We start from the raw sequence: 24,196 nt of genomic DNA, 5'->3' as shown, positions 1-24,196 counted from the left end.
CGTTTTACATAGCGACTTAAGCCGGTGACAAATGCACACACAGATCCGGGCCAACCTGGCGGACCTGACTAAAACTGAACGCCGGGGCGTCTGCCAGGTGTTCAAGGCCCGGTAAATGGCACAGGCCACGGGCATCGCTGCCCAGCAGTTTGGGGGCAATATACAGAATCAATTCATCAACCACCCCGGCCTGTAACAGCGCCCCGGCCAGTTGTGGCCCCGCTTCAACCCAGACACTGTTGATCTGGCGCTTGCCCAGTTGCATCAGCAGCAGGACCAGATCGATATGCCCCTGGTGGCGGGGAATAATCAGTTGTTCAACTGACTCAGGCCACACGTGGTCATCCGCCTGCGGCCGCACCAGCCAGGTGTTACCCGGCTGGCTGATAATCCGGTGCTGCGGGGTAACCCGGCTTTGGCTATCGATAACCACCCGCACCGGCTGGCGAAGATCTTCCCGGGGATATATCGCCTGGCTGGCGCTGTCCAGTTCATCCCAGCGCACGGTCAGTGACGGATCGTCCGCCAGCACCGTGGCACTACTGGTAAGAATCGCGGCACTCTGGGCTCTCAGCCTTTGTACATCCCGGCGCGACTGCGCAGAGGTTATCCACTGGCTCTCACCCGACGCCATGGCAGTACGCCCGTCCAGAGAGGCCCCCAGCTTCACCTGTAGCCACGGAAAACCGGTACGCATCCGCTTCAGAAAGCCGCGGTTCAGGGTTTCGGCTTCGCTGATCATCAGCCCGTGGCTGACCGCGATACCGGCCTGTTGCAGGCTGTGCAGCCCGCGCCCGGCCACCTGGGGGTTCGGGTCCTGCATGGCGGCCACCACCCGGGTAACCCCGGCATTGATCAACGCTTCACAACACGGCGGGGTACGGCCATGATGGCTACAGGGCTCCAGAGTGACATAGGCGGTCGCCCCCCAGGCTTTATCCCCCGCCATACGCAGGGCATGCACTTCGGCATGGGGCTCACCGGCCCGATAGTGAAAGCCTTCGCCGACAATCTCCCCGTCGCGTACAATCACGCAGCCCACATTCGGGTTAGGGGCGGTAGTAAAACGTCCGTTGCCCGCCAGCGAAAGGGCCCGGGCCATGTAATACTCGTCCTTCATAGTATTAATCCTGTAAACGGGCGATCTCTTCGCCAAACTCCCGGATATCTTCGAAACTACGATACACCGAGGCAAAACGGATATAGGCAACTTTATCCAGCTTTTTAAGCTGTTCCATCACCAGGTTGCCAATAAATTTGCTGTGTACTTCGCGCTCGCCGGTGGCGCGCAGCTGGGACTTAATATGGTTCACGGCGTTTTCTACATCATCGGCGCTGACCGGGCGCTTCTCAAGCGCGCGCAGTATGCCGCTACGCAGCTTTTCTTCGTTGAACGGCTCGCGCACATCGTTGCTTTTAATCACCCGGGGCATCACCAGTTCGGCGACTTCAAACGTGGTAAAGCGTTCGTGGCAAACCAGACACTGACGACGACGACGGACTGATGCCCCTTCCCCTACCAGGCGGGAATCGATCACTTTCGTGTCCACGGCAAAACAGAATGGGCAATGCATAGTGCTTCCTGAGTAACGATAATGGGGAGAAATATCGCCTAGTTTACCGCGACTCCCACCGGGACAAAAGCAAGAGCACGCTTTGGGACAAATACCACCTGATTTTCCCGCGCCAGACGACTACCATAAAGAGAGTGAAAATCACCAGGAAATAACCGATGAAACCAGGACGTTACCTGAAAATAATGGCGCCGCTACTGTGCCTGACATTAACCGCCTGTGCCCAGCGCAGTGAGGTGCGGCAAATCCGTCAGGAAGTCACCAGTCTGAACCATCAAATGGATCAGCTCAGTGACCAAAGTGTAGCCCTCAGCCGCCAAAATGCCCTGAATGCGGCATCAGAACAGGGCGCTTATCTGCTGCCCAACGCTAACGGCCCGGCAAAACTGTATAGCCAACTCGGCACCCTGGTGATAACCCTTGATCCTGCCCAGAATATTGATGGCCGGATGCAAACCGTGATGCATATTCATACCCAATCCGGCCGGGCCCTACCGGCCTTCACTGCCGCCATTGTCTGGGGGCAATTAACCGGTACTGTCGGGCACCCGGTGGAAACCGAAACCCGCCACAAGACGGTACACTTCCCGGCAACCAGTACCACGGTCGATCAGTCCATTGAACTCCCTGGCCTGATTGACGACGACAATACGTTTATTCGGGTGCATAACATCCAGCCGGTCGATCAATAACCCCAGGTAATATTTTCGCATCGGGTAACACTTTTTTTGCGGCGCCCGCTGCCACAGGGCGCACCGCTTACCGGATAAATGCCAAAAAACGCCCAAAAGAGTGGACAAATCAGCGAATGCCGCTAGAATCTCGCACCCAATGCTCTAAAACGTGAAAGCAATCGATTACGTGTGTCGCGTTATTGTGAAACAACACGTATTTTTGTGAGCAATGATTTCTATAATAGAGCCCAGAAAAAACCGGGGAGATAACCGGTAATTCAGAACAGGCGTGACCCCCCCGTCCCGCAGGTCTCACCAACAAATAGTGGCAAAAAAATGAAAAAAACGCTTTTAGCTGCCGGTGCAGTGATGGCATTTTCCGGCGCGTCTTCCGCGGTAGCAGCGAATAACCAGGGTGAATACCTCTCCGACTGGTGGCACCAGAGCGTCAACGTTGTCAGTAGCTATCACACCCGTTTCGGACCCCAACTGCGTAACGATACCTACCTCGAATATGAAGCCTTTGCGAAAAAGGACTGGTTTGATTTCTACGGCTATGTGGATGCCCCCCGTTTCTTTGGTGGTGACGGTAACTCCACCGGGATCTGGAACCACGGCTCCCCGCTGTTTATGGAAATCGAGCCGCGTTTTTCCATTGATAAGCTCACCGGGCTGGACCTGAGCTTCGGGCCGTTTAAAGAATGGTATTTTGCCAATAACTACATTTATGACATGGGCCACAATGCCGCAGGCCGCCAGAGCACCTGGTATATGGGCCTTGGGACAGATATCAACACCGGCCTGCCCATCGGCCTGTCACTGAATATCTATGCCAAATATCAGTGGCAAAACTACGGCGCCGCCAACCAGAACGAATGGGACGGCTACCGCTTCAAAGTAAAATACTTTATTCCAATCACCAGCCTGTGGGGCGGTAACCTGACCTATATCGGGTTCACTAACTTTGACTGGGGCTCTGATCTGGACAAAAACGGTGGCACCGACCTGAACGGCGGCAAAATGCGTACCGATAACTCTATCGCATCCAGCCACATTCTGGCCCTGAACTATGATCACTGGCACTACTCCGTCGTGGCCCGTTACTTCCATAACGGTGGCCAGTGGAATGACAATGCCGAGCTGAACTTTGGCAACGGTAATTTCAACGTGCGCTCCACCGGCTGGGGTGGTTATCTGGTCGTGGGCTACAATTTCTGATCCCCTCTTCCGGGCAACAATATCAGGGCCGGTGATACCGGCCCTTTTTATTTATCACCAAGCCTGCACAAAATAATGCCCCCCAGCGCCGGGTTATTGATACTGATTTCTTATGGTGCCGTGAGCCAAATAGCAAGCTCCGCCCTCACCCCACCACCAATAATAATTCACTATTCCCTCATCAATATATGTCTGGCGGGAACCTTCCCGCCGCAGTCTATTATTGATTTGTATTCGGTTACGCCACAGTTATATAACGCGCAATATTGATCACAAGACAAGAAATGCCGTAGCAGACTGCGTCTGGCGGGCAAAAAAAAACTCCGGGCCAGGGCCCGGAGTTTGGAAAGCGACATCTGATAAGGGATCAGAAATCGTAGTAGATGGTAAACCAGGTGGTATCCGGCTCGTTGTCTGAAGAGCTGGCGAAAGTACGTTCCAGGTAGAACGAGAAGCCATAAGCAACCGTTGTCCACACACCCACATAGGTGTGGTTTGCCTGGTAATTTTCACCGCCTTTCAGGCGTAACGTATCCTGTGCCACATACGGCATGATAGAGGTCAGCCACGGCTTATCGATGTTAAAGGTATAACCACCGAAGGCTTCCAGACCATAACCATCACCGGCAAAGTAGTGCGTGGCATTCGCGGTATCGCGACGGCTCGGCACATAGTGATCATAGTAAGTCGCGGTCGTGACCAGGTACCAGTTGTTCGGGGTCCAGGTTAACGCCATACCGGAGAATTTCTGTTTATATTTCCGGCTCTGACCGTCGTTGGTGTCGTCTTTTACCGTGGCGGTGGTCTGGTTCCATGCGGCGCCCAGGGTTAAATCATCCTGGAAGGCATATTCCACACCCAGGCCCATACCGTGGTTACGGCGGTAGCGCATGGATTCGTCAGCATACTTTTCATCTTCCGGCAGCAGATAGTCAGCGCGTACTGTCCATTTACCCCAGGTATTGCTGTATTTAATGGTGTTTTTCGGGCGTTCACCGCCATCATAATCACCGTTAAAACCGATCCAGTTAGCACTTGCGAGACCATCGTTGTCCCACATATCACTCTTACCACCAACGGTATCGTAGTACACACCATATTGGTGACCGTAAGTCAGGGTACCCCAGGTGTCATCTTTAATACCGCCGTACATCTGGCGCTGAATATCTTTATAACCATCATGATCATAGTGCGCATCCCATTTCAGGACATGCCCCATATCCAGACCCATCTCATAATAAGCAATCAGAGAGGTATGATCGGACAGATCATAAGATCCTACCGCATGTAAACGGCTCCCGGTATCGTATCCGTTTTTATAGTATCCCGGCTCCGGGCCATTATTCCATACAAACCCCGGACGAAGGCTACCACCGACCGCTACAGTGAGCGGGTCGAGAATCGCAGAACCGGTTTTATTTTTACTCAATACAGTTATATCTGCATGAGCCGGTACGCTCAACACTGCTAATGCCAGTGCCGCGCTACTGGTAAGAATACGAATTGAAGCTGCTTTGGTAAATTGCACTTCAGTCTCCAGTATAACAGTAAGGAAATATTAAGGCGATAAAGAATATTGATATTGGAGCTAATCTTAGAGTTGATTTAATAAAATTATCGCCAGCCAACAGGAGCCCGGATTATACAGAAAGTTGCATATAAATTAATTGCCATCCTTTTTAAGGGCACAGAATGCTAACCAACAAGGATGTAACGTTTTATGTCTTATCCGGTAATGACAACAGATAATCCTCAAGAACCTCTACTTGTTATCATGATATCCATACATTTTTTGTTGATAAAAAAATGACAACAAAAGACACCCTATAATTATCATTGATTACAGCAACTTAGCCGGTGTTTTTATACATAATTCACCGTACAAACTATAAACCACCGAAATAAAACTGTCCAGGTAACCGCATAATAATCACCTACTATTATTTTTCATTCGCGATCCAAATAGTGGGTCTATAATTCAAAGTTACTGTTGTCATCGTCCTTTTTGCCCGTTTCCCCCAATAAATATCGCAGTATTACCCGCCCTGCCCCCCAATGGGGATTGAGACTACTCTGGCTATTTATGCTGGCCGTGTTGCTGGCGCTATCGGCAGCTAACCCGGATGGGTATCCCGGCCAGTCATCTGGGCGGGTGGGTTATGCCGGTTAAGCGCACACCGCCCCGCTAACCCCAGACAAAAAAAGGGCCCATGCTGAACATGGGCCCTTCTCATCACAACTTTTGAGGTCTACCGGGCCTCAACTGCCCGGTAGACCTCAGCCTTACGGCAGAATGGACGGCTGATCGGCCCCTTCTTTCTCTACTTTCTGCTGCAGCATATGTTCACGCTTCATCCCCAGTTTCAGGGCCAGCGCAGAGGCAACATAAATAGAAGAGGCGGTACCGATAGACACCCCGATGAGCATGGTCAGCGCAAAGCCCTGTAACAGCGCCCCGCCGAAGATATACAGCATCAGGATAACCATCAACGTGGTCCCCGAGGTTATCAACGTACGGTGCAGTGTCTGGGTCAGCGAGACGTTAAAGATCTCATACGGGGTACCGCGGCGGATCTTACGGAAGTTCTCACGAATACGGTCAGATACCACGATGCTGTCATTGAGCGAGTAGCCGATAACCGACATCAGGGACGCCACAATGGTCATATCAATTTCGATATGGAACAGTGACAAGATCCCCAGGGTAATGACCACGTCATGCGCCAGGGAGATAACGACCCCCGCCGCCAGACGCCATTCAAAGCGAAAACCAACGTACACCAGGATACTGATCAGTGCCACCAGCAGCGCCATGGCGCCGGTCTGCGCCAGGTCAGCCCCGACGCTGGGCCCAACAAACTCAATCCGCTTAACCGCCGCGTTTTGGTCTGTGGACTGGTTAATCACCCCCAGCACTTTACTGCCCAGCTCCTGGCTACCGTTTTCGGTAGACGCTGGCGGCATCCGCACCATAATGTCGCGGCTGCTGCCAAAGTTCTGGATCAGCGGATCGGCAAAACCGGCTTTTTCCAGCGCACCGCGCATGGTGTCGAGATCCGCTGGTTTTTCCAGCGTAATTTCGATAACGGTACCGCCGGTAAAATCCAGCCCCCAGTTAAAGCTTTTCATCCCAATGATAACAATGGAGGCGATCAGCAAAATGCCGGAGATAGCAAAGGCCACATAATCCCAGCGCATAAAGTCATAGACTTTACGGCCGTGGTTCAATTGTTCAATCGTATATTCCTGTGCCACAACGCACTCCTCAAATAGACAGCTTGTTGATGCGTTTGCCGCCGTACAACAGGTTTACGATGGCACGGGTACCAACGATTGCGGTAAACATTGACGTGGCAACACCGATACCGGTAGTGATAGCAAAGCCTTTAATAGCCCCGACCCCTACCGCGTACAGGATGATAACCTTGATGAGCGTAGTGATGTTGGCATCAAAGATTGAGCTAAACGCCCCGCGGTAACCTTCGTCAATGGCTTGCTGTACTGTACGACCATTACTAAGTTCTTCCTTAATACGCTCGTTAATCAGTACGTTAGCATCCACCGCTACCGCCAGTGTCAACACGACCCCGGCAATACCAGGCATGGTCAGCGTTGCCCCCGGCAGCAGAGACATAATCCCCACAATCAGCACCAGGTTAGCAATCAGCGCCGTGGTCGCAATCAGACCAAACTTCTTATAGAAGATGATCATAAACGCGATAGACACCAGCAGACCCCACAGGCACGCTTCCAGACCCTGTTTGATGTTTTGCATCCCCAGGGTTGGGCCAATGGTACGCTCTTCGACAATCTGAATAGGCGCAATCAACGCACCGGCACGCAGCAGCAGAGACAACTGGCGCGCTTCATTCGGGTTGTTGATACCGGTGATACGGAAGCTGTTACCCAGACGAGACTGAATGTTCGCCACGTTGATAACTTCTTCTTCTTTCATCAGCACCGCGCGGCCGTTACTGTCTTTCTTGCCACTGTCTTTGTACTCCACAAACAGGGTCGCCATTGGTTTACCAATGTTGTCCTTGGTGAAGTTAGACATGATGTTACCGCCAGCGCTGTCCAGGGAGATATTAACCTGGGGCTGGTTGTACTCATCCATGCTGGACGTTGAGTCAGTAATATGGTCACCGGTCAGGATCACGCGCTTGAAGAGGACCACAGGCTGGCCTTCGCGGGTCTGTTTCACTTCAGAATCACCCGGCACCCGGCCAGATGCTGCTGCAGTTTGATCCACGTTAGTATTGACCAGACGGAACTCCAGGGTCGCTGTCGCGCCGAGGATCTCTTTGGCACGTGCGGTATCCTGAATACCCGGCAGCTCAACCACGATACGGTCAGACCCCTGGCGCTGTACCAGCGGCTCGGCAACCCCTAACTGGTTAACACGGTTACGCAGAATAGTGATGTTTTGCTGTACCGCATATTCACGCGCTTCACGCAGGCGGTCATCGCTCATTACCGCACGCAGACCGTTACTCCCCTGAGAGCTGATAACCAGATCACGGTGACGCGGCTGCAGCCAGGAGATGGCGTTATCGCGGGATTGGCTGTCACGGAAGATAATGTCCAGACCGTAGTTATCCGCTTTGCGAACGTTGGTCCAGATGATGCCTTTTTCACGCAGGTCACTGCGCAGGCTATCCATGTTTTGTTCCTGGAGTTTACCCAGGGCAGTGTCCATATCGACTTCCATCAGGAAGTGCACACCACCGCGCAGGTCAAGACCCAGTTTCATCGGCTCAGCGTTGATCATCCTTAACCACATCGGCGTAGCCGGTGCCAGGTTAAGCGCGACAACATACTGGTCACCCATCACAGACATCAACGCTTCGCGGGCGCGCAGCTGGGTATCTGTGGAGTCAAAACGCGCAAGAATTGCGCCATTTTCCAGCGCCACGGCTTTGGGGGTTATTTTTTCCTGGTTTAAAGTGTTTTGGACCTGGATCAGCGTTTTTTCACTGGCGGCGACACCGCGCGCGCCAGTGATCTGAACAGCCGGATCCTCACCATACAGGTTGGGGAGCGCATACAGCAGGCCGACGATAATCACGACGACCAGCATAATGTACTTCCACAAAGGATAACGGTTTAACACGGCAGTTCCCTTTGGGAAAACGAAAAATTACAGCGCCTTCATTGTGCCTTTCGGCAGAACGGCTGCGACAAAATCACGCTTGATAACCACTTCATTGGTTTCATTCAGCGCGATAGCAATATAACCATTGTCTGCCACTTTGGTGACGCGACCCACCAGGCCACCATTGGTCAGCACTTCATCACCTTTAGCGATGGACTCCATCAGCTTCTTGTGCTCTTTAGTACGTTTTTGCTGCGGACGCAGGATCATGAAATAGAAGATCAAACCGAAAACCACCAACATCAAAATCAGTGATACCGGGCTGCCCTGCGCTGGAGCACCCGTGGCGGCTACCGCATCAGAAATGAAAAAGCTCATGAAAATTCCCTCGTTTATTTATTAACATTTAAAGGTGGAACCGGTTTACCTGTGCGCGTGTAAAAATCCGCGACAAACTGCTCTAATTTACCCTCTTCAATGGCCTGGCGTAAACCGGCCATTAAACGCTGATAGTAGCGCAGATTATGGATTGTATTCAGACGAGCACCCAGTATTTCGTTGCAACGGTCCAGATGATGCAAGTAAGCACGTGAATAATTGCGACACGTATAGCAATCACAACCTTCATCCAGCGGAGAAGTATCGCTTTTATACTTCGCATTACGGATTTTTACGACACCGTCGGTGACGAATAAATGCCCGTTACGCGCATTACGGGTTGGCATGACGCAGTCAAACATATCAATACCGCGCCGTACCCCTTCCACTAAATCTTCCGGCTTACCAACCCCCATCAGATAACGCGGTTTATCCGCCGGTATTTGCGGGCATACGTGCTCAAGGATACGGTGCATGTCTGGCTTCGGCTCGCCGACCGCCAAACCGCCGACAGCGTAGCCATCAAAGCCAATATTCACCAGACCTTTTATAGAGATATCGCGTAAATCTTCGTAAACACTGCCCTGAATAATGCCAAACAGCGCATTTTTGTTACCCAATGCATCAAAGCGATCGCGACTGCGTTTTGCCCAGCGCAGGGACATCTCCATCGAGCGCTTAGCATAATCCCAGTCTGCCGGGTACGGCGTGCATTCATCGAAGATCATCACGATGTCGGAACCCAGGTCATACTGGATTTCCATGGATTTTTCCGGGCTCAGGAAGATAGGGTCACCGTTGATAGGGTTACGGAAGTGAACCCCCTCTTCGGTTATCTTGCGAATATCCCCGAGGCTGAAAACCTGGAAGCCGCCGGAATCGGTCAGAATCGGCCCTTTCCACTGCATAAAATCATGCAGATCCCCGTGCAACTTCATGATCTCCTGGCCCGGGCGCAGCCACAGGTGGAACGTATTGCCGAGAATTATCTGCGCACCAGTGGCTTCAACTTCTTCCGGGGTCATTCCTTTCACCGTGCCGTAAGTCCCCACTGGCATAAATGCCGGGGTTTCGACAACACCGCGCTCAAATACCAGGCGACCGCGGCGGGCGCGACCGTCGGTAGTATCCAATTCAAATTTCACATTTCCTCCCGCATCAGAAAAACAGTCTGATGGTTAATCATTACCGCGGGGTCGCCCCGCAGTCAGTGGTTAATCTGGCTGCCGGTATCAGACGGCATCAGTTTGAAAATAGCCAGAAGCCCCGAATTACCGGGGCGCGGCCAGAACAGTGACCGCCGGGCGGCCACCAGAGGCGTTAATCCTGCCCGGGGCGTTCATTAATGGCCTGCGGATTGTACGTGATATACATCGCGTCGCCATAGCTGAAGAACCGATATTCGGCGTTTACCGCCTCATGATAGGCGTGCATGGTGTGCTGATAACCGGCAAAAGCCGACACCAGCATAATCAACGTGGACTCCGGCAGGTGGAAGTTGGTGACCAGCGCATCAATGACCTGATACTGGTAGCCTGGGTAGATAAAGATCTGGGTATCGCCGAAGAATGGCGCAATCAGCGCCGCTTGTGCCGCCTGGGCCGCACTCTCCAGAGAACGTACCGACGTGGTGCCCACGGCGATCACCCGGTTCCCCCGGGCTTTACAGGCCAGCACCGCATCCACCACCTGCTGGGGCACTTCCGCATACTCAGAGTGCATCACGTGCTCTTCAATGCTGTCTACCCGCACCGGCTGGAAGGTCCCGGCCCCCACATGCAGGGTGACAAACGCCAGCTCCACCCCTTTCGCCCGTAACGCCGCCAGCAGCGGTTCGTCAAAATGCAGCCCCGCGGTGGGCGCGGCAACGGCGCCAGGCCGGGCACTGTATACTGTCTGGTACAGCTCACGGTCGGCGTCTTCGTCTGGCCGGTCAATATAAGGCGGCAGCGGCATATGGCCAATCTGGTTGAGAATATCCAGTACCGGGCGATCATCCTCAAACTGCACTTCAAACAGGGCATCGTGACGCGCTATCATGGTAGCCTTGATGCTGTCATCGTCACCCAGCAGCAGCGCGGCGCCCGGTTTCGGTGCTTTAGAGGCGCGGATATGGGCCAGCACGCGCTTGTCGTCCAGCATCCGTTCCACCAGCAGCTCAATTTTACCGCCGCTGGCTTTACGGCCAAACAGGCGGGCCGGGATCACCCGGGTGTTGTTAAACACCAGCAGGTCACCGGGGTTAAGTTTCTCCAGCAGATCGGTAAATACCCCGTGCGTCAGCGCTCCGGTCGGCCCGTCCAGAGACAGTAAGCGGCAAGCACTACGCTGCGGCTGGGGATAGTGGGCAATCAGGGACTCGGGTAATTCAAAAGAAAAATCACTAAGACGCATGGTGGTACACTCATGACAGAAAAAACAGGCGGCTTAGTCTAGTGCCGGGGCGCGCTCCCTGCAACCGATAAGCTATTTTTTGAACCCTCAGGGGTGAATTAACAGGCGACAACCCGGATCGATGAACTTTCTTGCACATTTGCATCTTGCCAGCCTGGCGAACAGCTCGCTGCTGGGGAATATTCTGGCGGACTTTGTTCGCGGTAACCCCGCGGATAACTGGCAACCGGACGTAGTGGCCGGCATTTATATGCACCGCCGTATCGACGCCCTGACAGATAACCTCCCGGAGGTGCGTATTGCCCGGGAGTGGTTCAGCCCCCACACCCGCCGCGTGGCGCCGATCACCCTGGACGTCATGTGGGACCATTTTCTCTCCCGCCACTGGCAGCAGATCTCCCCACACCAGTCCCTGGCAGACTTTGTTCACCAGGCCGAGGCTGAGATTGTCCCCGCCCTGCCCGGCACACCGCCCTCTTTTATTCATCTCAATAATGTCATGTGGTCCGAACGCTGGCTGGAGCGCTACCGCGAAATGGCGTTTATTGCCGGGGTGCTGAACAGGATGGCCAGCCGCCGCCCGCGCCTGGCGGCACTCAGTGATTCCTGGCAAGATCTTGACCAGCATTACCACCAGTTGGAGCAATTATTCTGGCAATTTTACCCACGCATGATGCAGCAGGCGGGAAATAAGCAGTTGTAGATCTCACCTCTCGCCACCTGTCTGGCAGATCCCGCGCTTCATCACTACCCTGAATAACGCAGGCCCGGCCTCCCCGGGTCGATGACAATGACATAAGAGGCCCCTATGAGTGAAGTTAAAATAGTCGCTACGCTAACCCCGTTCCCGGCAGATATTGATGCGGTCAGAGCCGCCGCCCGGGCCATGGTCGCCCCCACCCACCGGGAGGCGGGGTGTCTGCAATATGATCTGCATGAGAGCCACGCCATTCCCGACGTGCGCAATCTGGCCAACACCGGGGCTGTCTCGTTTGTCTTTATTGAGCGCTGGGCCTCAGAGGCGGATTTGAAAAAACACGTGGCGATGCCCTATCACGATGACTTTCTCGCCCTCCTCGATGGCAAGCTGGAAAGCCTGAGTGTCCAGCGTATGGCGCTACTGAGCTAACGCCGCCCGGCGCAATATCCAAAAAAAAAGCCACAGCAACGCTGTGGCCTTGTGCCAAATGGGCACCTTTCAGGAGTCACTACCAACCGGGCAAAGCAAGCACAACCAACAATCAGAACGAGAAACACGAACAGCCTAATGCCCCCCAGAAGGCGTTATCGTCAGACACCGGGATCCCTGACAAACGCGCCATATCATGCTGATGCCCGTGGACATTACAGCTACCGCAACACTGATGAACCTGGGCCATCATGCCCACTTTCGCCGCCGCGGGCGGGGCGGAACGGTAGTGACCCGGAACATTCACCACTGGCGACCAGTCCGGCACCACCGGAATAGGCGGCGGGGCTAACGGGCTGAACCGGCTGGTGGCATACACCACTTTGCCGTCCACCAGCGTCAATACTGACTCAATGCCCTTGATCTCTTCTTCGGGAACGCTGAAGTAGTCCTTAGATAACACCACCATGTCCGCCAGTTGCCCGGCCTGGATACGGCCCTTTTTCCCCTGCTCATTCGAAAACCAGGCACTCCCGGCGCTCCACAGTTCGAGGGCCACATCCCGGGGCAAACGGTTATCGTCGTCATACATTTTCAGGCCGCCAACGGTGCGGCCAGATACCAGCCAGTAGAGCGCGGTCCATGGATTATAACTGGCCACCCGGGTGGCGTCGGTCCCCAGCCCCACCGGTACTTCCATACTGAGCATTTTCGCCACCGGCGGGGTATGTTTCACCGCATCACTGCCGTAGCGGTCCACAAAGTATTCCCCCTGGAAGGCCATCCGGTGCTGCACCGCAATCCCGCCCCCCAGCGCCTTGACGCGCTCAATGTTCTGTTCGGTAATGGTTTCCGCGTGGTCAAAGAACCAGTGCAGCCCGTTAAATGGCACCTCGCGGTTGATCTTCTCGAACACATCCAGCATTCGGCTAATGGATTCGTTATAGGTGGCATGCAGACGGAACGGCCAGCGGTTTTCCACCAGATGGCGCACCACCCGCTCCAGTTCCCCTTCCATACCGGCGGGTAAATCAGGGCGCGGTTGCAGGAAATCTTCAAAGTCAGCCGCCGAGAACACCAGCATCTCTCCCGCCCCGTTAGTACGGTAAAAATCCGTTCCCTGGCCTGGCTTCAGCATATCGGTCCATTTTTCGAAATCCTCCAGCTCATGCTGCGGGCGCTGGGTAAACAAGTTATAGGCAATCCGCACGGTCATCTGTCCGGCGCTGTGCAGTTGTTCAATAACCTGATAATCCTCGGGATAGTTCTGGAAGCCGCCGCCGGCATCAATGGCGCTGGTGATCCCCAGCCGGTTCAGCTCGCGCATAAACTGGCGAGTCGAGTTCACCTGCATTTCCAGCGGCAGCGTCGGCCCTTTTGCCAGGGTGGCGTAGAGGATGGTGGCATTGGGTTTGGCTATCAGCATCCCGGTGGGATTACCTTTGGCATCGCGGACTATCTCGCCCCCCGCCGGGGCCGGGGTATCTTTGGTATAACCGACAGCCCGCAGGGCGGCGCGGTTCAACAAGGCGCGATCATATAAGTGCAGCACAAAGACCGGGGTATCCGGCGCGGCCTCGTTCAGTTCTTCAAGGGTGGGCATCCGCCGTTCGGCGAACTGAAATTCAGACCAGCCCCCCACCACCCGCACCCACTGGGGTGACGGGGTGCGTGCTGCCTGATCTTTCAACATCCGCAGCGCATCCGCCAGAGACGGCACCCCTTCCCAGCGAAGTTCGAGGTTGTAGTTCAGACCGCCGCGAATCAAATGCAGGTGGGAGTCATTAAGGCCGGGGATCACGGTATGCCCCTGGAGATCAACCCGCTGGGTTTGCTCACCGGCAAAGCCCATCACATAAGACTCACTGCCCGCGGCGAGGATCTTCCCGTGCGCGATGGCGACAGCCTCCGCAAGCGGGTTTTCCCGATCGAGAGTATGAAATTTACCGTTAGTAAGGATCAATGAAGCGTTGTCAGACATGGATAATTCCCCCAAAGCGTAACGCTATTTTTTCAGCCACCGGGCAAACAGGCGGGTCATTACCGGCATCCACAGCCAGACCACCAGCGCCACGACACAGGCATCATTAATGAAATGCAGTAACAAGGTGCCGGATAAGCCGGGCAACAACGCCCCCGTTATTGCCGGAACCAGGTTAGTACTCGGAAAAATAACCAATAAGGTGATCAGAAACTGCTTCCATCGGGCAGGCTGTCGCACTTGCGCACTGGCCGGGGTAAACCAGAACTCGGCCTCGGTACGCACCTCAGTGTGGTCACCTTCAGCCAAAAAAGGGGTGATCTCGGCAACCAGTGCTTTACGCTGCTCGGATTGGGTCCAGGCATAGAGGTTATCGATAGAATCAAAATGAATGACCACATTCCAGTTATTGTTGCCGGCAACCGGGCGGATCACACTGGCCCCCAGATGGCCAGGAAAGGTGGCCGCCAGCGGGGTGATTTTCTCAAGCCAGGCCTGATACCGGGCGTGATGTTCGGGTAATAGCGAGTGGGTGATAACCAGGGTAACGGGTCGGTTTTCTGCCGTGACGGACATAACTATCATCCTGAGACTAAGAGAGAACCGGGCGGATATACACCGCCCGGTAAGCGGCTATCAGACTTTGCGTTCCGGCGCGCCGTGAACCATGGTGTAGGCATAATCAACGCCCATACCATAAGCACCGCTGTGCTCACGCACCAGATCCATCACCGCGTCATAGGTCTCTTTGCGTGACCAGTCACGCTGGTACTCCAGCAGTACCTGTTGCCAGGTGACCGGCACAGCCCCGGCCTGCACCATGCGATCAATCGAGCGTTCGTGGGCATCCACTGAGGTACCGCCAGACGTATCGGTAACAACATAGACTTCGAAGCCTTCTTCCAGTGCCATCAGCGCCGGAAATGTCAGGCAGACCTCGGTCCACAGGGCGGAAATCACCAGTTTTTTACGGCCGGTGGCTTTCACCGCCGCCACAAACGCCGCATCTTCCCAGGAGTTCATAGAGGTACGCTCAATCGGCGTTGATTCAGGGTGTACCGCCAACAGTTCAGGCCAGATATAGCCGCTGAAACTTTTGGTTTCTACCGACGTATAAATGGTGGGTACCTTAAATATTTTCCCGGCTTTCGCCAACGCAACCGTATTATTTTTCAGGGTTTGGCGGTCGATATTTGCTACACCGAAAGACATTTGCGGCTGATGATCAATAAAAATCAGTACAGAGTTATTCGGATCAAGAAGTTCCCGTATAGACATATAACACCTTATTAATCAAATAGTTGTTAATACACACTTTTTATTACATCGTTACGTAATGATACTAATTTGGTTACCTTAAACAGTATAGTCTGAAAAAATTAAACAAGTCATTTAACATGGCAGGGCAACAAATTAATAGAACAAGCCAATCAAAAATCTGCATGCAAATACCCTATTAACGTTATGATATATTTCATTTAAGAAAGCAGAGATAATATAGTCGCCTAATTATTTTCTGGTTTACTTACCGCACGATAATGCGGATAACACCATGATTAATAAATAAATCACCCGGACTGGATTTGTAATTATGCGCGTAAATCTTGATGTGCTACTTATTCTGGATGCTATTGATAAATACGGTAGTTTTGCTTCAGCTGCCGAGTCATTATTTAAAACACCGGCCGCACTGAGTTACATGGTTCAAAAACTTGAACACGAGCTGGATATTTTAATTCTCGATCGCAGTGGCCACCGGGCAAAATTTACCGATACCGGAAGAATGGTGCTGGAACAGGGACGCTCGCTGCTCGACGCCGCTAAAGCCCTGGAAAAAAACGCTATACAAATGTCATTCGGCTGGGAGAAGGAGCTGAATATTGCGCTGGATAGCTCATTTCCATTTACATTATTGTTACCGCTTATTAGTGAGTTCTATCAGCAGGCACCACAAACCCGCCTGAAATTCAGCCAGCAAACATTAGCCGGCGCCTGGGAGGCATTAACCCATGATAATGCGGATATTATTGTCGGCGCCGTGAACGAGCCCCCTGCGTCCGCCGCCTATGCTTACCGGGAAATGGGCCGTCTGGAAAATGTCTTTGTGGTGGCTCCTGCCCATCCGCTGGCCGCTACACGGGAGCCCCTCAGTAATCAGGAGATAGCCCTGCATCGCGGCGTGGTGGTGAGCGACAGCGCCCGCAAATCACCGCAGCTAAAAATCAACCTGCTGGAAGAGCAACCGCGGATCGTAGTGGACAGTTTTGAATCAAAGATCCCGTTATTGCTGGCCGGGATCGGCTGTGGCTTCCTGCCGCGCCACATTGCCTGCCCCTATCTGGAGACCGGTACGCTTATCGAAAAACAGGTGGAGTCATTCCGCCGCTACGATAATGTCTATATGGCGTGGCGCACCAGCTGTGATGGCTTAGCCAACCGCTGGTGGCGCGAACGCTTGCTCAATGAACCGGCCCTGACCGCTACCTGGGGCCAGCCCCCTCATCCCTGAGGCACCACAGGGTGGCAGAAATCGCCGGCAAATGGATGCCATCGTCTTGCGCATCGGCGTCGCCGTATTCCCGCTGCCACTGGCTCCCGGCCAGCAGCGGTGAGTCCGGCAACGGGCAGTGCTGTGCCGCCCCGCGGTTCAGGGCCACCAGTACTTTGTCATCCCCCAGCACCCGCATAAAGACCACCACATCCCCTTTGGCATACAGCACCTGACAGCCGCCCCGGCGCAGCGCACGGCTCTGGCGACGTAATGCCCCCAACTGGCGATACAGCGCCAGCAGGGTTTTATCCTGCTGCTGCGGGTCCCAGGGAAAGGGTTTACGGCACCAGGGGTCGTTATCCCCGGTCAGGCCAACTTCATCGCCATAATAAATACAGGGCACCCCAGGCCAGGTAAATAACCAGACCACCGCCAGAGGCAGGCGGGCAACATCATGGCCCAGCAGGCTTTTAAAACGCGCAGTGTCGTGGCTGTTCAACTGATTAAACATCCGCAGTTGCTGCTGGTGAGTGAGCCCGGCCCGGTAATCCTCCATCCAGGCTATACAGGTCGCCGCGTCAATATCCTGGGGCTGATAACTGATGTCGCTATGGGCCAGAAATCCCCAGAGCGGGAAGGTAAAGCCGCGATAGTTCATGGCGGCATCTTCTGCCCGGCACTGTAACCACTGGCGGGCATCGCCAAAATGCTCGCCAACCACATAGGCGTCCGGGTTTTCGGCTTTCGCCGCCGCGGTTATCTGCCCCACGTGGTACAAGTTGTTCCCGGCGCTGCCGTCCTCGCCCAACATATGCACCACATCCAGCCGCCACCCGTCCATGGACCACGGGGCTTTTAACCAGTGGCGTACAATGCTGTCCGGGCTTTGATAGATCTCCTCAACCAGGGCCGGGTCGCGATAGTTCAGCTTCGGCAAATGCGCGTACCCCAGCCAGCCAAGCGCCTCTCCCTCGTCACTAAAACTGTACCAGTGGCGCCAGGGGGAGCCAGGATGATGGCAGGCGCCGTTGTCGTGTGCCGAAAAGCGGTCAAACCACGGATGGGTATCACCGCTGTGGTTAAACACCCCATCAAGGATCAGCCGCATTCCCAGGTGGCGGGTATGTTTGCGCAGCCGCAGCAGGGCGTCATCGCCGCCCAGGGACGGGTCCACATGGCGGTAATCTTCGGTGTCATATTTATGCACGCTGGGGGCGGTAAATACCGGATTAAGGTAAATCGCACTTACCCCCAGCGCCCGCAGCCAGGGCAGACGTTCGGTGATGCCATTCAGATCGCCGCCATAAAATGTCGACCCACCGGCCTCCCCGCTAAGCGGCTCATGCCATTCGCGGCGAATAATATCGTGGCCGACAGCAGCATGGTGCCAGATATCCCGGGGCTGCGGCTCACTGCCCCGGGCGAAACGGTCGGGGAAAATCTGATAGAACACCTGATCCGCCACCCAATCCGGGCCATCATCCGGGGTATCAATGGCAAACTGCGCCAGCCGCGCAGGCGGGAAATCGGCCATTCCCTGGGGGGTAAACCAGCGCTGGCGGTCTAGCCAGAGCAGTTTAAAACTGTAGCGCCGGGGTGGCTGCCCGTGGTGGACATCAATGGCCCCCCGCCAGACACTCACCCCCCCGGGGCCGGCCTTTTTCTGCCGTATCATCGGCACCGCACACTCTTCGTTATCCCACTCATGGCGCAAAATCACCTGCCCGGGTAATGCCTCCCCCCGTAACCAGAGGGTGATCCACAAGCGCTGCTGGCGTAGCCTCACAAACGGGGCTACCGGCAGATGCCAGGCGTCAACCATAACCGTCTCCCTTATTGGCGTCATCAGGATAAAGAGTGCCAGCTTGCCATAACCCGCCCAGGGGCTGCTCATCATTGTGGTAAATTAAAGGGGCGCAGAGCGCAGGATGAGAAGGTCACGCGCCAAAAAAAACGGCACCCGCCGGGGTGCCGTTGTTAATTACGCTTTAGCGCCAGACCTTAGCCGCCGGGCGGTAAACCGCCAGCCCACCAGCAGTAACACAATCCAGCCCAACCCCACGTACAGTGAAATGCGGGTCTCAGGATGGTAGCCAATCATGGCAATAATAAAGGCCAGGAAAACCAGACCAATAACAGTGGTCACCACCCCGCCCGGCACCGGAAACTTCAGCGCCTTCACCTCATCACCCGATAACCGGCGGCGGAAGGCGATTTGCGACAGCAAAATCATTATCCACACCCACACCGTAGCAAAGGTCGCCAGGGAGGCAATAACCAGGAAAACGCTCTCCGGCATGATGTAATTCAGGTATACCGCAAACAGCAGCGCCACGGTCATCACCGTGACGGTAACCCAGGGCACCCCGCGGCGAGAGGTTTTCGCAAACACTTTCGGGGCGCTGCCCTGCTCGGCCATGCCGTGCAGCATACGGCCCACGCCGAAAATATCGCTGTTAATCGCCGACAGGGACGCAGTCAGCACCACGAAGTTCAGAACGCTGGCCGCAAACGTAATCCCCATATGCTGGAAGGTCAGCACAAACGGGCTGCCGTCGGTACCGACCTGGTTCCACGGGTAAATCGACATGATCACAAACAGTGTGCCCACGTAAAACACCAGAATACGCAGCGGTACCGAGTTAATCGCCCGGGGAATCGACTTCTCTGGATCTTCAGCTTCACCGGCGGTAATACCGATAATTTCAATACCGCCATAAGCAAACATCACCATTTGCAGGGACATTACCATGCCCAGCCAGCCGTGGCTAAAGAACCCGCCATTGCTCCACAGGTTATGGATACCCGTTGGCTGGCCACCGTTACCGATCCCCCAGATAATGATGCCAAAGCCGGCGATTATCATCAGAATAATGGTCGCCACTTTAAAGAACGAGAACCAGAACTCCAGCTCACCGAACACTTTGACGCTCATCAGGTTGATGGCGCAGATCAGTAACACCACACTCAGCACCCAGACCCAGTGCGGCACCGTCGGGAACCAGACCCCCATATAGATCCCGAAGGCGGTCACATCGGCAATGGCGACAATCAGGATCTCAAAGCAGTAGGTCCAGCCGGTAATATACCCGGCCAGCGGGCCAAGGTTTTCCTGGGCATAGCGGGAAAATGAACTGGCTGAGGGGTTATGAACCGACATCTCACCCAGGGCGCGCATAATAATATACGCCGCTACGCCGCCAATGATGTAGGCCAGCAGAACACTGGGCCCCGCCATTTTTATTGCATCTGCCGAGCCATAGAACAGCCCGGTACCAATCGCAGATCCCAGCGCCATAAAGCGAATGTGCCGGGTGCTTAAACCTCGTTTAAGCGCGTTTTTTTCCATCGGGTTTATCCACTCTTTACTACAAGACAAAATAAAAAAACCACGGGGAGGCCCCGTGGCTAAAAAAGGAATCCAACATTTAGTGGGCGGCAGATGTTACCTTACGGCCAGCAACCTTGTCCCAGATAATTGACAGAATAAGCACCACAAACGTTGGCGGAACCCATGCCAGCCCTTGCTCTGCCAGCGGCAGATGGGTGCTCCAGGCCGGTAAAATATCGCTGATGGCCGAGGCTTTCACCCCGTCAATAATGCCAAACAGGAAGCTGACCAGCATCGCCGGGGCGATAATCCGCGAAGAATTATTCCACAGCGGACGGGTAAAGCTCAGCACCACCAGCACGATGCACGGCGGGTAGATAGCGGTCAGGATCGGCACCGAAATCTGGATCAGGTGGCTCAGGCCCAGGTTAGAGATAACCATGGAGAACGCCCCGAGGATAAACACCAGCGCGCGATAAGAGAGCGGCAAATACTGCTCGAAAAATTCCGCACAGGCGCAGGTCAGCCCCACTGCCGTCACCATACAGGCGAGGAAGATAAGCGCCGCCAGCAGCATACTCCCGGCGCCACCAAAGGTGTGCTGTACATAAGCATGCAGGATAGCGGCACCGTTGGCGTTCTGGTCTACCAGCGTAGCGCTGTCTGAACCCAGGCGGAACAGCGCCAGATAAAGCAGCGCCAGGCCAACACCGGCAATCAGACCAGCCCAGATGGTATAACGCGTCAGCAGGCGCGCTTCGGTTACCCCACGAGAGCGCGCGGCATTAACAATCACGATACCGAACACCAGCGCCCCGAGGGTGTCCATGGTCAGGTAACCATTCACAAAGCCATTGGAGAACGCCGCATTCTGGTACGCCTCCGTGGCGCTACTGATACCGCCTGCGGGCCAGATAATCGCCGCCACAGACAGAATAATCAGCGCAATAATTTTAATCGGCGCCAGGAAATGGCCCACGGTATCCAGCAATTTACCGGGATATAAAGAGACACCGATAACCAGCGCGAAGTAAATCAGGCTGTAGATAAACAGCGGCATCGCGCCGTCACCGGTCAGCGGGGCAATGCCCACTTCAAAAGAGACTGTCGCCGTACGCGGGGCGGCAAACAGCGGCCCAACGGCCAGATAGCACACGGTCGCCAGCAGCACCCCGGCAGTACGGCCAATCGGCGCGCTGAGCAGATCCATACCGCCGCCTACCCGGGCAAGAGACACCACGGTTAGCACCGGCAAACCCACTGCCGTAATCAGAAAGCCAATGGCCGCCCACCAGACGTGTTCACCGGCCTGCAGGCCAACCATAGGAGGGAAGATGATATTACCTGCACCGACAAACAGCGCAAAGGTCATAAAGCCCAAAGCGATGATGTCGCGCGATCTTAAATGACGGGTCATAAATAATTACAGCCTGTGGATGTGTGGTGTTGAAAAATGTTAAGCAATTGTTCACAGAACACGGTGATAACACGGCAATAGCGGAAATAATCAGAGAAAAATGCTTACTATTCGCGGTCAGTAAAGAATAGTTATTCGAAATAGCAAACGATTCTGGTTAGTCCGACATCGACATGGCGCTCATTAAAACGCTTATATCGTTTGAAGGCAATAACCGATCCAAAAACCAGAGTTATTCACTGGTTATCAAAATCAGATTGGATGAATTATCCATTTATAAGCAAAAGTCATGGCTCATAATGTGGTTAAAAAACCACCAAAAAGAAAAACCACACTTCGTTACGAAATGTGATCCGATGCAAAATTTAGCGTCAGGGGATAATTCGGAAAGTTAAGTTGCCGCCATTTTGCCCGCCTGGCGGCCTGGTGACAGGCGGGCGTAACGGCTCAGGATGCGATAAAACGCGACGGTAACACAAAAGAGAAACAGCTGCCCTCGCCGGGGGTGCTGGTAACCTCAAGGCGCGAGTCATGATGGCTGAGGGCGTGCTTTACAATGGCCAGCCCCAGGCCGCTACCGCCGTTACTGCGCGAGCGGGCCTTATCGACCCGGTAAAAGCGCTCCGTCAGGCGCGGTAAATGCTCGGCGGCAATCCCCGGGCCGTCATCCTCAACACTAAAACGCGCCCCGGCGGGTACCCGCTGCCAGCGCACCGTAATATGGCTGCCGGCCGGGGTGTGATTGATGGCGTTGTAGACCAGGTTAGATATGGCGCTGCGCAGTTGCTCCTCGCTGCCCAACAACCGCAGGGTGCGGTCCACCGTAAAGGTCAACTGCTGCCTGCCGTGGCTCAGGGTCTGCCCTTCCCGCTCCAGCAGATGTAACATGCCGGGCACATCAACGGGCTCATTGAGCGGCACCACCGGGGCGGCCTCAATCCGGGACAAGGTGAGCAGTTGCTTAACCAGCCCTTCCATCCGCTGGGTTTGCTCCCCCATGGTGTGCAGCGCTTTCTCACGCACGGCACCAGTCAGGATCTGCTCTTCCATCATCTCCAGATATCCCTGGAGCACGGTCAGCGGCGTGCGCAGCTCATGGCTGACATTGGCAAAAAAGTTACGCCTCGCCCCTTCCAGCTGGTGCATCTGGGTAACATCCCGGGCCACCATCAGCAACTGGTGGTCACTGTAGGGCATCACGCGGATTTCAATATGGCGCCCGGTATTCAGCACCACATTCAGTGGCCGGGAGAAGTCCCGGGTGTTGAGGTACTGGCTGAACTCCGGGTAACGCAGCAGGTTAAGGATATTCTGGCCGTTATCGTCGGGCCAGCGTAAGTTCAATAGCTGCTGGGCCAGGCCATTACACCAAAAAATCGCCCCTTCCTCGGTGGTTAATACCACCGCATCCGGCAGCGATTCAGCCCCACTGCGAAAGCGTTTGATCAGGTTTCCCAGCTCTTTACGCCGTTTTTTATTACGCACCTGCATCAGGTGCAAACCGTAGAGCAACGGCTCCCAGCTACCGCGCCCCGGCGGCGGGGTCATACTGCGGTCCACCCACAGCCACCAGGAAAGACGCAGCAAATTATGAAAATGCCAGACCAGTAACCCCGTTACCGACGCCAGCAAAAACCACGATAAATAACCGAAAATAGCGCCTAATAGCAGTGCGGGCAGGCAACATAGCACCAGCTCCAGCACCAGCCTTTTCCATGACAACCGTTCGAGCACGGGTCATTACTCCTGTCAGAGGATCAGAATCGGGCAGAAAAACGGTAGCCCGTGCCCCGTACAGTCTGCACCATACGATCGTGCCCACTGTGTTCCAGCGCCTTACGCAACCGGCGGATATGCACATCAACAGTGCGGTCTTCCACGTAGACATTGGTGCCCCACACGTGGTTCAGCAACTGCTCACGGCTGTATACCCGCTCCGGGTGGGTCATAAAAAAGTGCAGTAGCTTAAATTCCGTGGGCCCCATATCCAGCGGGTTCTCCCCGGTCATCACCCGGTGTGATCCCGGATCAAGACTAAGCCCCTGCATCTCAATCACCTCTTCCACCGCCATCGGGGAAATGCGGCGCAGCACCGCTTTGATCCGGGCCACCAGCTCTTTGGGCGAGAACGGCTTGGTGATGTAATCATCCGCCCCGGTTTCCAGGCCCCGTACCCGGTCTTCTTCCTCGCCTCTGGCGGTGAGCATCACCACCGGAATATCCCGGGTGAGCTGTTCGCGCTTAAGGTGTTTGATAAATTGAATGCCGGAGCCGCCGGGTAACATCCAGTCCAGCAGGACCAGATCCGGCCAGGGCTCATTCAGTTGGTTCACCGCGCTGTCATAATCTTCCGCCTCTACCGGCTGGAAACCGTTCTGTTCAAGTACAAAGCAGACCATTTCACGGATTGGGGCTTCATCTTCTACAACCAGTATGCGTTTCGCCATGATTAGCCTTGTCAAATTAAGTCGCTAAAGTGTAATGCGCGGTCATTATGCGTCAGATTTGTGACAG

Annotated in this window: 21 protein-coding genes; 5 read left to right on the top strand and 16 right to left on the bottom strand. The window is 54.6% G+C overall.

Annotated elements, in window-relative coordinates; genetic code table 11:
- Positions 1-16: 16 nt before the first annotated feature.
- Both ribD and nrdR read right to left on the bottom strand, forming a co-directional pair.
- Positions 17-1,120, bottom strand: coding sequence for a bifunctional diaminohydroxyphosphoribosylaminopyrimidine deaminase/5-amino-6-(5-phosphoribosylamino)uracil reductase RibD (gene ribD / locus F9C28_RS07560; RefSeq protein WP_199014623.1), 1,104 nt, complete (start codon positions 1,118-1,120; stop codon positions 17-19).
- A 4-nt stretch (positions 1,121-1,124) separates the two neighbouring features.
- A complete protein-coding gene (nrdR, locus tag F9C28_RS07555; protein ID WP_199014622.1) occupies positions 1,125-1,574 on the bottom strand; it encodes a transcriptional regulator NrdR in 450 nt (149 codons plus the stop codon).
- 158 nt (positions 1,575-1,732) lie between these two features.
- Here nrdR and F9C28_RS07550 point away from each other — a divergent pair, with 158 nt between their 5' ends.
- On the top strand, positions 1,733-2,266 hold the full coding sequence (locus tag F9C28_RS07550) for a DUF3251 domain-containing protein (RefSeq protein WP_199014621.1): 534 nt from the start codon (positions 1,733-1,735) through the stop codon (positions 2,264-2,266).
- 318 nt (positions 2,267-2,584) lie between these two features.
- Complete coding sequence (locus F9C28_RS07545; protein WP_199014620.1) at positions 2,585-3,466, top strand: nucleoside-specific channel-forming protein Tsx; 882 nt, start codon at positions 2,585-2,587, stop codon at positions 3,464-3,466.
- A 367-nt stretch (positions 3,467-3,833) separates the two neighbouring features.
- Here the strand turns inward: F9C28_RS07545 and F9C28_RS07540 are convergent, their stop codons facing one another.
- The 6 genes from F9C28_RS07540 to queA form a co-directional block, all read right to left on the bottom strand.
- On the bottom strand, positions 3,834-4,994 hold the full coding sequence (locus tag F9C28_RS07540; RefSeq protein ID WP_199014619.1) for a porin: 1,161 nt from the start codon (positions 4,992-4,994) through the stop codon (positions 3,834-3,836).
- Positions 4,995-5,749: 755 nt separating this feature from the next.
- A complete protein-coding gene (gene secF / locus F9C28_RS07535) occupies positions 5,750-6,721 on the bottom strand; it encodes a protein translocase subunit SecF (protein ID WP_199014618.1) in 972 nt (323 codons plus the stop codon).
- Positions 6,722-6,731: 10 nt separating this feature from the next.
- On the bottom strand, positions 6,732-8,579 hold the full coding sequence (secD, locus tag F9C28_RS07530; protein ID WP_199014617.1) for a protein translocase subunit SecD: 1,848 nt from the start codon (positions 8,577-8,579) through the stop codon (positions 6,732-6,734).
- A 27-nt stretch (positions 8,580-8,606) separates the two neighbouring features.
- Complete coding sequence (gene yajC, locus F9C28_RS07525) at positions 8,607-8,939, bottom strand: preprotein translocase subunit YajC (RefSeq protein WP_199014616.1); 333 nt, start codon at positions 8,937-8,939, stop codon at positions 8,607-8,609.
- A gap of 14 nt (positions 8,940-8,953) precedes the next feature.
- Positions 8,954-10,084, bottom strand: a complete 1,131-nt coding sequence (tgt, locus tag F9C28_RS07520; RefSeq protein ID WP_199014615.1) for a tRNA guanosine(34) transglycosylase Tgt — start codon at positions 10,082-10,084, stop codon at positions 8,954-8,956.
- Positions 10,085-10,259: 175 nt separating this feature from the next.
- On the bottom strand, positions 10,260-11,333 hold the full coding sequence (gene queA / locus F9C28_RS07515) for a tRNA preQ1(34) S-adenosylmethionine ribosyltransferase-isomerase QueA (RefSeq protein ID WP_199014614.1): 1,074 nt from the start codon (positions 11,331-11,333) through the stop codon (positions 10,260-10,262).
- Positions 11,334-11,454: 121 nt separating this feature from the next.
- Between queA and acpH the strand changes: the two genes are divergently transcribed.
- Positions 11,455-12,036, top strand: coding sequence for an ACP phosphodiesterase (gene acpH, locus F9C28_RS07510; RefSeq protein WP_199014613.1), 582 nt, complete (start codon positions 11,455-11,457; stop codon positions 12,034-12,036).
- Between the two features lie 105 nt (positions 12,037-12,141).
- The gene (locus F9C28_RS07505) at positions 12,142-12,462 is read left to right on the top strand and encodes a putative quinol monooxygenase (RefSeq protein ID WP_199014612.1); all 321 of its coding nucleotides are present in this window, start codon (positions 12,142-12,144) and stop codon (positions 12,460-12,462) included.
- 112 nt (positions 12,463-12,574) lie between these two features.
- Here F9C28_RS07505 and F9C28_RS07500 read toward each other — a convergent pair whose 3' ends face one another.
- From F9C28_RS07500 to F9C28_RS07490, 3 genes are read right to left on the bottom strand one after another with little or no spacing between them, the layout of a single operon-like run.
- Complete coding sequence (locus tag F9C28_RS07500; RefSeq protein ID WP_199014611.1) at positions 12,575-14,443, bottom strand: amidohydrolase; 1,869 nt, start codon at positions 14,441-14,443, stop codon at positions 12,575-12,577.
- Positions 14,444-14,467: 24 nt separating this feature from the next.
- On the bottom strand, positions 14,468-15,019 hold the full coding sequence (locus F9C28_RS07495; RefSeq protein WP_199014610.1) for an antibiotic biosynthesis monooxygenase: 552 nt from the start codon (positions 15,017-15,019) through the stop codon (positions 14,468-14,470).
- Between the two features lie 60 nt (positions 15,020-15,079).
- Entirely contained in the window at positions 15,080-15,721 is a 642-nt protein-coding gene (locus F9C28_RS07490) for a hydrolase (RefSeq protein ID WP_199014609.1), read from the bottom strand.
- Positions 15,722-16,034: 313 nt separating this feature from the next.
- Here F9C28_RS07490 and F9C28_RS07485 point away from each other — a divergent pair, with 313 nt between their 5' ends.
- Positions 16,035-16,952 (top strand): LysR substrate-binding domain-containing protein, encoded by a 918-nt coding sequence (locus F9C28_RS07485; RefSeq protein ID WP_199014608.1) that lies wholly within the window; start codon positions 16,035-16,037, stop codon positions 16,950-16,952.
- On the opposite strand, the gene malZ is transcribed toward F9C28_RS07485, so the two are convergent.
- The 5 genes from malZ to phoB form a co-directional block, all read right to left on the bottom strand.
- Positions 16,924-18,756 (bottom strand): maltodextrin glucosidase, encoded by a 1,833-nt coding sequence (gene malZ, locus F9C28_RS07480; protein ID WP_199014607.1) that lies wholly within the window; start codon positions 18,754-18,756, stop codon positions 16,924-16,926. The genes F9C28_RS07485 and malZ overlap by 29 nt on opposite strands.
- Before the next feature lie 159 nt (positions 18,757-18,915).
- Positions 18,916-20,283, bottom strand: coding sequence for a proline-specific permease ProY (gene proY / locus F9C28_RS07475; RefSeq protein ID WP_199014606.1), 1,368 nt, complete (start codon positions 20,281-20,283; stop codon positions 18,916-18,918).
- Between the two features lie 79 nt (positions 20,284-20,362).
- Positions 20,363-21,682: a branched-chain amino acid transporter carrier protein BrnQ gene (gene brnQ, locus F9C28_RS07470; protein WP_199014605.1), complete on the bottom strand. Its 1,320-nt coding sequence runs from the start codon at positions 21,680-21,682 to the stop codon at positions 20,363-20,365.
- Between the two features lie 447 nt (positions 21,683-22,129).
- Positions 22,130-23,416 carry a phosphate regulon sensor histidine kinase PhoR gene (gene phoR / locus F9C28_RS07465; RefSeq protein ID WP_199014604.1) on the bottom strand — a complete coding sequence of 429 codons (1,287 nt, stop codon included), beginning with the start codon at positions 23,414-23,416 and terminating at the stop codon, positions 22,130-22,132.
- A 23-nt stretch (positions 23,417-23,439) separates the two neighbouring features.
- Positions 23,440-24,129: a phosphate response regulator transcription factor PhoB gene (phoB, locus tag F9C28_RS07460; protein WP_199014603.1), complete on the bottom strand. Its 690-nt coding sequence runs from the start codon at positions 24,127-24,129 to the stop codon at positions 23,440-23,442.
- Between the last annotated feature and the right edge of the window lie 67 nt (positions 24,130-24,196).

Origin of the sequence: Shimwellia pseudoproteus, from assembly GCF_016415625.1 — a bacterium.
Taxonomy (GTDB): domain Bacteria; phylum Pseudomonadota; class Gammaproteobacteria; order Enterobacterales; family Enterobacteriaceae; genus Shimwellia; species Shimwellia pseudoproteus.
Note: the sequence above shows the minus strand (reverse complement) of the source record. Positions and strands in the feature narration are given on the sequence as shown.